A 13,315-nucleotide genomic window follows, 5' to 3' on the forward strand; every position below is an offset into this window, starting at 1 on the left:
GGTCGTATCGTGTCGATAACAACCCCATTTTTGTGTTCAGCGTGCTGTTTTTGGCGGCTAAAGGCTTTATATTTCACATGTTTTTTTAAAACCATGCCAGATACTTGCTTTGCTTAGCCTGCCCTTGAGCTGTTTAAAACAAGCCTTGCATACCTGGTGGTAGACCCATGCCTGAGGTCGCGCTCGCCATGGTTTGCTCATATAGCTCGTCGGCTTGACGTACTGCATCATTGATCGCAGCAGCGATGAGGTCTTCGATCATATCTGGCTCGTCTTCTAATAAGCTAGGATCGATGGTCAAACGCTTGACCACGTGACGACCAGTCATGGTGACTTTGACCAGACCACTGCCCGCTTCTGCTTGTACTTCTTTGTTAGCCAGCTCTTTTTTGGCGTTTTCAACGTTTGCTTCGACTTTCTTTTGCATCGTTTGTGCTTGTTGCATCAATGCTTGAATATTCATAATCGCCTCTTGGTATTTTATGGAAATACGTAACGTAATGCGTCGGTTTTCATCACGTCACGTTTATGCGTTGACGGTGATTATACCGTTATCTTTACAAACTGTCTAAGCCGCGCGCCAAATCTTTGATGATATCTGCCACGTCCTCCAGCCCAACCGACAAACGAATGAGACTGTCTTTGACACCCGCTTCTGCGCGCGCCTCAGCGCTCAGGCGAAAATGGGTGGTGGTGGCAGGATGAGTGATGGTGGTTTTGGCATCGCCCAGATTATTGGTGATAGAGAGCATTTGAGTGGCGTCTATCACATGCCAAGCAGCTGCTTTTGCATCCCTGATACCCGCATCAGAGCGGGCTTGCGGCTGCACCTCAAACCCCATAATAGCGCCGTAGCCACCTTGCATATGATGTTGCTGCGTGGCAAGCGCATGAGCGGGATGATCGCTTAAGCCTGAAAAATGCACGGTGCTAACATTGGGATGATTGGCCAAAAACTCTGCCACTTGATTGGCGTTTTGGCAGTGCGCCTGCATACGCAGCTTTAGTGTCTCAAGCCCTTTGGTAAAGACCCACGCGTTGAACGGGCTCATACTGATACCGCCTGAGCGCACCACGGTAAAGGCATCTTGCATCAGCTTATCACTACCGACCAGCGCGCCGCCCAACACTCGGCCCTGACCGTCTAGATACTTGGTCGCCGAGTGAATCACTACATCCGCGCCCAAATCTAATGGCCGCTGCAGCGCCGGCGTCGCAAAGCAATTATCAACGACAAGTAATATACCATTGGCTTTACACAGCTCGCTTAAATAGCCAATATCACAAATTTGCGCGAGTGGATTACTTGGGCTTTCGCAATATATCACTTTGGTGTTTGGCTGCACCGCTTTTGCCCACGCGTCATTATCGAAGCAATCGACATAGCTGACCTCGATCCCAAACTTTGTCATGTAATTATTAAACAATCCAATCGATGAGCCAAATAGCTGATTGGCCGCCAGCAGATGGTCGCCTGCTTTTAGGTAGGCCAAACACATGGTCAAAATCGCGCCCATGCCTGAAGCGGTGGCTACCGCGCGCTCGCCATTCTCAAGCGCAGCCAAACGCCGCTCAAACGTACGCACGCTGGGATTGGTATGACGTGAGTACACGTTACCTGTTTTGCTACCGTTAAAGTGCGCAGCAGCATCGACGGCCGACGCATAAACATAGGAGCTGGTGGTAAAAATAGCCTCTGAATGCTCGCCTTCATCGGTACGATGGTGCCCAGCTCGTACTGCGATGGTTTGCATACCATAATCAAGGCCTAAATCGAGCGCATCGCTGCGCCAGTTTGGATCCAGTGTATTTAATTTTTTATCATCCTGCGTGTGCGACTGACTCATATATCTTCCATTGCCTTGGTGAGTACTGGGGCGTGTCCTCCACTCAGTCGATTATCATCTGCACGGGCTGATGAGGGCACGCCTTAAATTAATAAGGGGTGATTGGTAAAGTGACGGCATATCTTTGTCGAACTTACCTATCCGCCTTATCATAGCATGTCAACTTATTCCAAACATCTGGTTTCAAAGGTCAGCTAAATCGTATTTTTGCATACTCAGTCCAGCGGCATACGAGCGCGTAGCAGACCCACTATCACCTTGGAGAGACGCTACAACACGCTGAGCCATTTAACAAAAATAACGTATTTATAATAGGCAGATATAGCAACAACTGCTAAGCTTAGCGTCGATTTCGAGTTAAGCTCAGATTTTACCTGACGCAGTACTATTATCGATTTGCTAATCAATGCTATTATTTCAAAACCTCTATTTTTTGTGGTCATAGACAGCGTAACGATAAGGTCGCTGTCCGACCACACCCAGCAAACGACTTAATCCGTAAATACAGGCTCATTAAGGTAAATCCGTCATGTCGATGTTTAGTATAGATCCAGCCAACTTCTCACTGAGCCTAACCCTCGGACTGACATTGGGACTGAGCGCCTGTCAGAGCCTACCCAAGCAGCCGCACCTGCCCGAAAGCCAAGCGCTGTCTGCACGCATCCATGCACTGTATCAAGCAAAAAACAGCAAACCCTCCGAGCAAACACTATCATCTAATGCCAAGCAAACAGATTTGGTCGCCGCCATCAGCGAACAAAACGATATCCACCCAGACTTATCAGGCTATCACCCGATTGTCACTGGAGCCAATGCCTTTGCCTCTCGCAGCATCTTGACGGGTATGGCCACCCGCAACATCGATGCCCAGTATTATATCTGGCACAATGACCAAGCCGGCCAGCTAATGCTCAAAGACTTGTGGGAAGCGGCTGAGCGCGGGGTAATCGTGCGCTTGCTACTTGATGATTTTAATAACGATGCTGAATTTGATCAGCATTTATTGCGCTTTGCCAGTCATCCAAATATCGCGGTACGCATCATCAACCCCTTGATGCACCGTAAGTTTCAAACCCTAAACTACGTCACAGGCCTGCCTAGAATCAATCGGCGCATGCACAATAAGAGTATGACCTTTGATAAGCAGATTACCATCATCGGTGGACGTAATATCGGCAATGAATACCTAAGTAACGATCAAAATAGCCAGTTTGCTGATCTGGATGTCTTGCTCATCGGCAAAGTCGTGGCCGATATTGATAATAGTTTTGCCAGCTATTGGTCGTCGCCGCTGTCGTTTGACATCGAAACGCTCGCGACCCTTGGCGATGGCGCAGCCACTGATTTTTTGGCAGCGCTGGACAAGATTGGTCAAGATGAAAAAGACCATGCCAATAGCAGCTTGACCGTCTATAAAGCAGCGATTGAAGAGTCGACCATAGATGAGGACTTAGTGAGCAAGCGGGTGCCGTTTCGTTGGACAGACATGCAGTTTTTGAGTGATGATGTCGGCAAGCTGAGCAAGGCCGTCCCTGCCGATACCAATTTGGTGCATCAACTGCGTACCCTGCTCGGCAGCCCGACCAAAAAGCTGACCATCATCTCATCTTATTTTGTCCCGACCAAAGACGGCGTCAACACCTTAGTACAGCTGGCCAATGCTGGTATCGATATCAAAATCTTGACCAACTCTTTTGATGCAACGGATGTCACCGCTGTGCACTCAGGCTACAGCCAGTGGCGGCCAGCGCTGCTGCGCTCAGGCGTAAAAATCTATGAGCTCAAATCCACCGCTGGTGAAGAAAAGCGTGAAAACAAGCTATGGAAAGCCCGCAGTCAATCCTCAACCAGCCTCCATGCCAAAACCTTTGCCGTTGATGACTATCAAGTGTTTATCGGCTCATATAACGTCGACCCACGCTCTGCCAATATCAATACCGAGATGGGCGTGATCATCAACGACGACGAGCTGGCAAGACAGCTGCATGGCGCGCTCAGTGATGACCTGCTCAATCAAGCTTATGAGGTAAAGCTGTTAGATAACGGTCGCCTGCAGTGGCACACCATGGAAAACGGCGAAAAGGTAGTGTACGACTCAGAGCCGCGAGTCGACATGAGCGACCATATCTGGCTGACCATCATGTCTTGGTTGCCGATTGATTGGTTATTGTAGTACTCGGGCGGGGCTTTTATACACTCGATAATTATTTCAATGGGCCAAAAATAGCGAAACACTTAAGCGAAACACTCTGAATATGACTGTCTTGACGTTTCCCTTTTTTATCGGGAAGTGTCAGTTTTTATCATGCGGATTATCTAGAGGATAATCGGCTTAACGACCACATTAGCTTGTGGTGTGGATGCGTGATTTACTATGCCTACTCGTTCTCAATATGCCCTGATGTCTACTAAAGATAGAAACATGGTATTGTTTATTTGCTTTAGTAGCGCCGTCGCGTTTTTTGATTTTTTGATTTATTTATATATCTCAGATATCGTGGCGTCGGCGCTGTTCCCCGTCAATAGCAATCCCAATGTTGCTCGGCTACAAGGGTTAGGACTGTTTGCCGTCGGTTATCTTGCTCGTCCATTCGGCGGTGTTTTGCTGGGACGCTATGGAGATATCAAAGGGCGTAAGTTTACTTTGCTCGTCAGTATGCTCGTCAGTGCCATCAGTTTGCTAGTCATGGCTTGTTTGCCGACCTATGCACAGTGGGGACTGATATCACCTGCTTTGTTTATCCTGCTGCGGCTCATACAAGGAATGGCTTTTGGCCTATATGTGCCCTTGGCTTGGGTATTTGTGGCCGAGCACGTGCCCCGTCAGTATTTGTCGGTTGCTTGTAGTTATGTCACGGCCAGTTTTTTTGTGGGTGTGTTGTTTTCAAATGCGTTTTTTATGTGGTTGTCGAACGTTATGACCACTGAGCAATTGGTCGACTATGGCTGGCGACTGCCGTTTTTTGTGGCAGCCATACTGAGCTTTTTGCCGCTATTGGCCTGGCGTTTGGTCAGTGAAACGCCGTTTTTTACGGCCATGCTAGCATCAAAACCACCAAACTATGTCGCCAAACCCTTGACGCTGCTGTCTAAGCACTGCAAGCACTCTGTCTTTATTGGGATGATTTTGACCTTAATCATCTCCAGCATCACCACCGTCGTTGTCATTTTGCTGCCCGACTTGATCAAGCTGCGCTTTAACCTAGATGCGGATTTGTTTGGGTTTTCACACAGTCTGGGCATTGTGTTTATGATTTTTGGCTGTGTTTTTTATGGGATTTTATCGAACTACCAAAACTTTGGTAAAATTCTTGCCGCAGGCTCCGCGCTACTTATCGCCGTGATTCTTGCTTTCTTTTATCATTTAGACGCTGGTGGCGATTATATCTTGATCATGTACGCCCTCTTAGGCTTTTGCTCAGGCATTATTGGCATGATGCCAGCTATCTTGGTACAGCTGTTTCCGACCAATGTACGCCTAACTGGTATGGCACTTTGTTATAATGTCACGTACGGCATCGTCGGTATCTCGATTCCTTTTGGGCTCGGCTATGCCACGACTCTAGTGAGTTTCTCTCCGGCTCTCTACGTTGCATTTATCGGTTTTATCGGTATCATCATGGGCCTTTATTTTTACAACTTGCCCGAGTTTAAAAAGATTGAGCATGTAATCTAATCTCGACCTAATGGGTCGCAGCCTCGGTCATATCTTAGCTTTATAGATGATGGATGATACATACGGTGTCATGGTAGCTGCATGACACTTTTTTTATGTGCTTAAGCCCCCATAAACCAAGCCACGCTTAGACATTTAGCCACTCCTACACATTTAACGACTCTTTATTAAGGCCCCACCCCTATGGTTGATATGAGCAATAAACGACTCTCTGTTGCCCCTATGATTGATTGGACAACGACAGATTATCGTTACTTTGCGCGGTTGTTTAATCCGCATGTTTATCTTTATACTGAGATGATCAGCACGGGTGCATTAATCCATGGCAATCGCGATCGGCATCTGCGCTTTGATGCGCTTGAGCATCCGTTGGTGTTGCAACTGGGCGGCGCCGACAATAGCGAGATGACGCAGTGTGCTGAGTTTGCCCAGCAGTATGGCTATGATGAGGTCAATATCAATGTGGGCTGCCCATCCGATCGTGTGCAGCACAATAAAATAGGCGCTTGTCTGATGGCGGAGCCTAAGACGGTTGCTGACTTGGTCAAGCATATGCAGGCTGCGGTTGATATTCCTGTGACCGTCAAGCACCGTATCGGTATTGATGATTTTGACAGTTATGAGTTTATGGTAAACTTTGTCGAGACAGTAGCAGCGGCTGGTTGTACGCGCTTTATTGTCCATGCACGTACCGCTTGGCTACAAGGCTTGAGCCCCAAACAAAACCGTGAAATACCGCCCCTGCGCTATGACGATGTGTACCGCCTCAAACAAGACTTCCCTACGCTCGATATCGAGATCAATGGTGGTATCAACACCATCAAAGATATCGAGGCGCATTTGCAGCACGTCGATGGGGTGATGATTGGGCGGGCGTTTTATCACAGCCCTTATCTGCTGGCAGAGGCCAATCGTCTGTGGGGTGCGCCTACGCCCAAGCGCTCAGAGATTTTGGCGCAGCTCCTCCCCTATCTAGAAACACAAATCGCTAAAGGCGAAGCCCTGCCTACGATGACGCGGCATTATCTGGGTTTATTTCAAGGGCTAATGGGCGCGCGTAAATGGCGACAAGCCTTAAGCGGCAAGCCGCAGCTAACGCTCGACGATGTCAAGCGGGCAGCTGATGAGGTGTTGGTGCTCAACCCTGATGTATAGCCGTACTGATTAAGACCACATGGATTGACACCACATGAACTTAAGTAATGTGGTGTTTCGCGCAGTAATTAGCAATTAATAATTTACTACTTAAGCCACTTGCGCCAGATACTGCCACATAGCAGCGCCATTATTGATGATATGTAGTAGTATCGGCAGCAGCAGCGAGCCTGACTTAAAACGCGCATAACAAAATATCAATGCCAATACCACAATGGTACTGATCTCATAGACGCCGTACTGCACATGAATGACCGCAAATATCAAACTGGTCACGATGCTTGCAACGACTGCACCGCGCGGCGATGAATGTGATAAATTATCTGTATCTGTAAACTGCTCAACGATTGCCGACCACAGGAGCCCGCGAAATATCAGCTCCTCATAAAAAGGCGCGACGATCACCATCGCAAACACCAATAGCCACACCGAGCTGACAGACTGATACAGCGGATCGACAAACACCAGCGGCGTCTCACCCAACACATACGTCAAGGCCTGACTGCCAACCATAAACAGCAATAACACCCCAAGCATACCCATGCCGACTGCGAGTGAAAACGGTGTTAGTGCCAGATACTGACGTACGTTGCCGCCCCTGATACCAATCAGCAAACCGCTCATAGCGACTAGCAAGACACAGCCTATGAGGATAGAGAGGCTGACGACCGTGCCATCATTACTGCCAAAATAAAAAATATCGGCTATGCTGGCGCTTTTACCAGTAGGCAATACCAACTTACCAGCGATATAAACCCCTAACAGCTGACTGATAAAAAATGCCATCACCATCCCTATCGTCAGCACAAACGCGCCCAAACGCGAAAACAGCGGCGGGTGTTTTGTGATAGAGGTTTGATGGGCGCTGGTCGTGTTTTTTTGCATAAATCGTCACTTAAAGTAGCAAGCTGCCTAACTATTTAGAGCTTCTATAGTGAGTTCAGTATAAAAACGATACAGTGGGACTGAGATAAATTTTATGCAGTATCGAGCAGCGCAGGCACAGCTCCCAAGGAAAATTTAGACCAGTGCCACGTTGACATACAATGTATCTGTTTTATTGAGAACCGACTATAGCCTGTATCTGCCGCCGTGGGCGGTGTAGGTGGTTAATTTTCGCCGCTAGGTTTTAATTGCTGCTCAATTAATGATAGTACGTGCTGCGCGACCGCCTCTGGGTACTCAAGTGGGAACATATGGCCGCCTGCATGGGTCTGGTACGCAATGCCTAGCCGCGATTGAACCTGCTGCGGAAAGCGGCGCTTTAAAAACAAGCTATCCTCGCCGATAATCAACGTCACAGGTACCTTAGGGCCACGATTGGGCGTCAGCCAATACCAAGAAGGATTGGTGCGAAACACCGCCACCTCACTGGCTTTGGGGATGGCCAGTGTCACCTTGCCATCGGCGCGCTCGTGCAAACCATGCTCGATATAGCCCTGAAAGCTGCGCTCATCAAAATTCTTAAAAAAACCTTTATGACGCATTTTTTCGTAGGCTTCCTCTCGGCTGTCCCAAACATCACGGCGACGTTTCGATATTCCAGAAGGCGACAATGCGTCCATTAGGCGGTTATTCATAAGCGGCAGTCTGTCTATTGTTTTGGCCATATGCCAAAGTAGACTGGTTTTGCCATAAATCCATGGCGGATCCATCAGCACCGCTTGGGCGAAGTACTCAGGGGCACGGTACAGCGCCTGCAAGGTACACATCGCGCCAAGCGAGTGACCCACTGCCACCACTTGAGTTACGCCATGCTTGTCACATGCATTTTTTACGCTATCAATAACCTGCTGCGTCAGGCTGCGCCAATGATTATCCACCGGATAGCCAGGAGTATCGCCCAGTCTGGCGATATACTCAATGGTAAAAAACTCAGATAAATGCTCAAAAAACGGCTGATAAACCGCGCTTGGCATACCATTGGCATGGGCAAAATGCAGCACTGGCTTCTGAGTTATTTTTGAGATGGGCAATGCGGCGCTAAAGGTCTGCAATTTGATTTCATCATTCATAACAAGCTCTCATCAGATCCTGATCAAATGTGACAATGTGGTTTATATTATTTATATGGTTTATGTGACTTATCATTGGTACAACAGATAATGAATGTGACATACCAATGAGGCTGAGCATACGCCCAGCCTCACCCATCATACACAATCGTATGGAAACATACAGTACTTAGCGCATCTGCGCGTTACCCTCTGATTGTGGCAACACATCAAGGCCGATGCTCGAACCCACGCCAGCGCCCAACTTAACAGCAAAGCGGTCCATAAATAGCTGGAACGGATCGGTTGGGCTATAGTTGACGACATTATCTAGCTCTAACTGCTTCTCTAAGCTGGCGATGCTGCCTTTTTTATCTGCCAAACCCAACTCAATGGACTGCTCACCTGTCCAAAAAAGACCTGAAAACAGCTTGTTTTGTTCAGGGTTTTTTAGACGGTCACCGCGGCCTTCTTTTACAGCGTTGATAAAGTGCTTATGAGTGTTGGCCAGTACTTTTTCGACATGATTTTCTTCATAGTCGGTCAGTGGGCGTGACAAGCTTAAAATATCTTTGTACTCGCCTGCGGTGATGGTACGGTCTTCGACACCAAACTTATCCATCAAGCCTTCGATATTATAGCTTGGCATAATCACCCCGATAGAGCCGACGAGGCTTGACGGATTGACATAAATCTCATCAGCAGCAGACGCGATATAATAAGCGCCTGAGGCACCGACATCACCGATGACGGCATAGAGTTTTTTGTCTGGATATTCTTGACGCAAGTTCATCATCGTCTGCCAAATCTCATCAGACTGTACGGGCGATCCACCAGGCGAGTTGATGTCTAAGGCGACCGCCTTGGCATTGCTGTTTTCAAAGGCGCGGGTCAGGGCTTCATTGACGTCATACGCGTTGGCCACATCGCCACTACTAATGACCCCTTGTAGCTCGACCACAGCCAGATGCGGCTTACTGGTATCGACACCTTCGAGCCCCGTTGGCGTTTTGCTGCTGCAACCACGACCCAAGGTCAAAAATATCAGTAAAATATAGCCAAAGGTTAATAGCTTGAAGAAAATCCCCCAACGACGGGCGCGGCGCTGCTCGACCACACTGGCCAACAAAGTATTTTCTAGTAGTCGCCATTCTTGCCCGCTTGGTTGGCTTGGCTGCTGTATTGGCGTTGGCTGATTTGGGGTATTATCAGGACGTTTGTTAGGGTCTGGTGGCCAATTGGGCATATAACTTCCTAAGTCAGAAACAATCTAAAACGATAAAAAACAGCATATAAGCACACATGGGCCGCGATACTTTGCCCATGATGTCATCCATTGATATTAGCTGTGAATAGTGCTGCTAAGTATGGTGCTATTTTTAGCATGGTTCAATAGCATAACTGTGAAATATAGTATAACGGTGAAATATAGTATAACGGTGAAATATCACCATATTGTAACACTGATCAGCCAAACCTTGTTTTTATGGCGGTATCTTTATTAGGGTGACGCCATACTTGTATCTCTTGTCTCTAAGGGCAGTGCGGCTGGCAATATTTTATCATCATGCGTGATAACTACCCCGACACGCTGGCGCTCTAGTACATCGGCGGTGACAGACGACGTGCTGTGACCGAGCCACCTACTCTGTGCCGACATTGCGCGCTCATCTGTACACATCAGCGACCATAACTGCCAGACTCGTGCATGGCTATCGGCATTTAAGATGATGCGTTCAGGCGGTGTATGGCGCTGCGGCGGTGATGAGTCAGATGGCTGAGCCGCTAATCGATCAAGAAATGCTTGCACGCTAGCGGCAGAAGATTTGAGCGGTGCAGCCGCGTTATACCTAAGCACTTGTATTGGCATACGGCTACTCTTTATACCGCTAAGATCTATCGCTATCGTACAGTCCCACACGCTAGCGTCCTCTATCTGACGCCAACCTGTCATCGCGGTGATGGACAGCTCCTTGTTGGCCGATTGCCATGTTTTGCCCTCCTCACAGCGCTGCGCACTGATAGAAGACTTTGCCGCGGTGGGATGAGTGACTTGATAAGCGGCTTGCAAGGCTGGCCATCGATCGATGCGCCCTGCTTGCCAGTACTGATAAGTCGGTAAATGCTGCGATAGCTGCAGCACTGTCAGAGGCAACAACTCAGAGGCAGAAGCCTGCAAGGCCTTTGGCGGATCATCATTGATTTGTCTTTGACCCAAAGCGGCGCTGCTACTTTGTACCACGACACCGTGCAAGTGCTTTATTGATAAGCTACCCAGCTGCTGCGCCACAGTGGCAGACAATGCTTCTGCGGTAAGCCTACTTGGCATGGTCGGTGCATCACTTGGTCTGTGATCTGCCAAAAACAACCAACTGACTTCATCTTCACCACTCTCCCCACTGTCATCCGTCATGGGGTATTGCAGCACGCTGGCGCTTATATACTGATCGCCAGTCGGCAATAAGTAAAGAGTCGGCACAGCCATTAATGATTGCTGATTGGCATAAACCGTCATCATGAGCAGCACCAAAGGCGGCAATGCTAACCCGCGACTGATGAACCCTCGTGGCAACAGCCAAGGCAATATCACCAATACCATCATTAGCACGATAGCCATGTTGATGGGTGTGTACAACCACGCGGCAGACAATGCAGGCAATGTCGTCAACCAACCGATTAGCTGATGCAAGCTCAGGATAATGGCGGTGACAAACGTCCATAGACCATCTGCCAGCGTCGGTGATAGCAGATAAATCGAGCCTGCCAACAAATTCAGCGGTACAATAACCCAGCCGAATAAACCGATGGCAAATATATTGATGATAAGACCCCATAATGAGGCCTTGCCAAAGAGTAGCAATGTGATGGGCAATAAAGCAATAAACAACCAAAACTGTAACTTAAAGACGCGTTTGGCTACGCCCCATCCTTGCCGCAGCCATAGCCTGCCGCCAGCCTTATCCTGATGCGACGATGGTATGTTTGTCTGCGTGCTGGCCAATGTATGATGGTGATGTGATCTGTCTTCATACTTAAGTAATAGCGCGACTGCGACAAAGGATAACCAATAGCCTGCCTGCCATAATACATAAGGATCGCACCACGCCATAAGAACAGCCAGCGCCAGTAATACCCGCATGGTACTAACAGGCAATAAGCTCAGGCGCATCAGCCCTATAGCAAATAGCATCCAGGCGGTACGACCAGCAGGCACATCAAACCCAGTAAATAGCGCATAAACAAAAGCCGCGCCAATCATTACCCACCAGCGCACTTGCCAGCGCGGTACGTAACGATACAAGGCGGGATATAACTGATTGACCATCATCACCGCTGCACCTGCCAACACAATGGCCAAAAACAAAACGTGGGTGCCTGATATCGCCAGTAAATGCGAGATGCCCGCCAGCTGGTATAGCTCTTTGGTCTCGCGATTGATAAGACTCCTATCCCCTGTCAGCAAGCTGAGCGTAACCGCCTTTGCTTGTTGCTCATCGCCAGTAAGCACATGCCAGCCTTGATAAAAATGCTGGCGCAGCTGCCAACGCCCGCGATCGATATACGTACGCACGCGCGACAGATGAGAGAGAGAAGATGATGCTACAAGCCGCTCTGTATCATCAGCAGTACTGACAGGCTGCGTCGCTGTCGCCAAGACACGCGCCACTCCATCGATATGACGACCGCGCAACCAGCGATAGCTGTCAAAGCCAGAGGGACTACTGGTTGCCTGCTCGGCTGTCGCCAATGGAGACAGCGCCAAGCTCATCCACCGCGTCTCCCCTGGTTTTAGCTGAGAGAGATTGGCAAACTGCTTGGCCGCCTCAGGCTGACGCGAAGATCGAGGATAAGCACTGAGCAATATGCGATGCCTATCAGTGTGCAGCGTATCAAGATTGATTGAATTGCTGTTAATACTTAGGCTATTTTCATTGTTATGTGATTGTATACCTGCTAATTGGCTGGCGGTGATATTATCCAAATCTTGCGGTGTCAGCTCAGAGACCAAAGGCGAGAGGTGGATGATGATTGCCATCTGCCGATAGCCAGTGTCTGCAGCTGCATCCAAAACACTATCGCTGATACCTTCGATTGTCACCAATGCTTGCACGCGTAGTGGCTCAGTGATTTTGCTCGACTCCGCTTGCTGATGACTGACTAGTGCTTGTAACGCGCTGCCCCCTATTAGCCCCGCTGCCAGTATCACGACCGCTATATGACGGGCAATGAGCAAAAGGCGTTTGGTAATGGATAACTCAATAACAGGTGACTGCAAGGAGGTCTGAGAAGAAAATGGCGTTGATTGCGCGGCTGGAGTGGCAGGTGTATAAAGGCGAGAGAGCATAATAAGCGTAAGGCTCATTACCACTAGTATGAGGGCTAATACTGAAGGATTAATGGCATCAACCAGTGATGAGACGCTTGGCATACTATCTGCAACAGCCAGCACCCCCATCATCACGACGATAATCAAACCACCTACCAACCAATACACCAGCACTCCTTGCTCGAGGATTTGATCATAAACCCATCACGACTGACACGTCATGCAATAGCATTTATACGACTATTACCCTATACTAATTGACTATATTGCGCTAAGGATGATCTCACATTGTTAGCCTTTATATTCTAATAAAACT

At 48.6% G+C, this 13,315-nt stretch carries 9 protein-coding genes; 3 read left to right on the plus strand and 6 right to left on the minus strand.

What is annotated here, in order from left to right:
* Positions 1–133: 133 nt before the first annotated feature.
* Both J3491_RS02355 and J3491_RS02360 read right to left on the minus strand, forming a co-directional pair.
* On the minus strand, positions 134–463 hold the full coding sequence (locus tag J3491_RS02355; protein ID WP_075101100.1) for a YbaB/EbfC family nucleoid-associated protein: 330 nt from the start codon (positions 461–463) through the stop codon (positions 134–136).
* A gap of 94 nt (positions 464–557) precedes the next feature.
* Positions 558–1,847 carry an O-succinylhomoserine sulfhydrylase gene (locus J3491_RS02360; protein ID WP_207969080.1) on the minus strand — a complete coding sequence of 430 codons (1,290 nt, stop codon included), beginning with the start codon at positions 1,845–1,847 and terminating at the stop codon, positions 558–560.
* A 529-nt stretch (positions 1,848–2,376) separates the two neighbouring features.
* Between J3491_RS02360 and J3491_RS02365 the strand changes: the two genes are divergently transcribed.
* The 3 genes from J3491_RS02365 (at position 2,377) to dusA (ending at position 6,678) form a co-directional block, all read left to right on the plus strand.
* Complete coding sequence (locus tag J3491_RS02365) at positions 2,377–4,020, plus strand: phospholipase D family protein (RefSeq protein WP_207969081.1); 1,644 nt, start codon at positions 2,377–2,379, stop codon at positions 4,018–4,020.
* A 201-nt stretch (positions 4,021–4,221) separates the two neighbouring features.
* Entirely contained in the window at positions 4,222–5,523 is a 1,302-nt protein-coding gene (locus J3491_RS02370; protein WP_207969082.1) for an MFS transporter, read from the plus strand.
* Between the two features lie 183 nt (positions 5,524–5,706).
* A complete protein-coding gene (gene dusA / locus J3491_RS02375) occupies positions 5,707–6,678 on the plus strand; it encodes a tRNA dihydrouridine(20/20a) synthase DusA (RefSeq protein ID WP_207969083.1) in 972 nt (323 codons plus the stop codon).
* 90 nt (positions 6,679–6,768) lie between these two features.
* Here dusA and J3491_RS02380 read toward each other — a convergent pair whose 3' ends face one another.
* The 4 genes from J3491_RS02380 to J3491_RS02395 all read right to left on the minus strand — a co-directional run bounded on the left by J3491_RS02380 (position 6,769) and on the right by J3491_RS02395 (position 13,167).
* Entirely contained in the window at positions 6,769–7,563 is a 795-nt protein-coding gene (locus tag J3491_RS02380) for a CPBP family intramembrane glutamic endopeptidase (protein ID WP_241900652.1), read from the minus strand.
* A 224-nt stretch (positions 7,564–7,787) separates the two neighbouring features.
* On the minus strand, positions 7,788–8,693 hold the full coding sequence (locus tag J3491_RS02385; protein ID WP_207969084.1) for an alpha/beta fold hydrolase: 906 nt from the start codon (positions 8,691–8,693) through the stop codon (positions 7,788–7,790).
* A 169-nt stretch (positions 8,694–8,862) separates the two neighbouring features.
* Positions 8,863–9,918 carry a signal peptide peptidase SppA gene (sppA, locus tag J3491_RS02390; RefSeq protein ID WP_207969085.1) on the minus strand — a complete coding sequence of 352 codons (1,056 nt, stop codon included), beginning with the start codon at positions 9,916–9,918 and terminating at the stop codon, positions 8,863–8,865.
* Between the two features lie 255 nt (positions 9,919–10,173).
* The gene (locus tag J3491_RS02395) at positions 10,174–13,167 is read right to left on the minus strand and encodes a ComEC/Rec2 family competence protein (RefSeq protein ID WP_341534370.1); all 2,994 of its coding nucleotides are present in this window, start codon (positions 13,165–13,167) and stop codon (positions 10,174–10,176) included.
* Positions 13,168–13,315 lie beyond the last annotated feature (148 nt).

The organism is Psychrobacter halodurans, assembly GCF_017498075.1.
In the GTDB taxonomy this organism is placed as follows: Bacteria; Pseudomonadota; Gammaproteobacteria; order Pseudomonadales; family Moraxellaceae; genus Psychrobacter; species Psychrobacter celer.

Bases quoted from the DNA above. Each gene is read 5' to 3' on its own strand.
- J3491_RS02355 (WP_075101100.1), bottom strand. From the start codon at position 463: ATGAATATTCAAGCATTGATGCAACAAGCACAAACGATGCAAAAGAAA.
- J3491_RS02360 (WP_207969080.1), bottom strand. From the start codon at position 1,847: ATGAGTCAGTCGCACACGCAGGATGATAAAAAATTAAATACACTGGAT.
- J3491_RS02365 (WP_207969081.1), top strand. From the start codon at position 2,377: ATGTCGATGTTTAGTATAGATCCAGCCAACTTCTCACTGAGCCTAACC.
- J3491_RS02370 (WP_207969082.1), top strand. From the start codon at position 4,222: ATGCCTACTCGTTCTCAATATGCCCTGATGTCTACTAAAGATAGAAAC.
- dusA (WP_207969083.1), top strand. From the start codon at position 5,707: ATGGTTGATATGAGCAATAAACGACTCTCTGTTGCCCCTATGATTGAT.
- J3491_RS02380 (WP_241900652.1), bottom strand. From the start codon at position 7,563: ATGCAAAAAAACACGACCAGCGCCCATCAAACCTCTATCACAAAACAC.
- J3491_RS02385 (WP_207969084.1), bottom strand. From the start codon at position 8,693: ATGAATGATGAAATCAAATTGCAGACCTTTAGCGCCGCATTGCCCATC.
- sppA (WP_207969085.1), bottom strand. From the start codon at position 9,918: ATGCCCAATTGGCCACCAGACCCTAACAAACGTCCTGATAATACCCCA.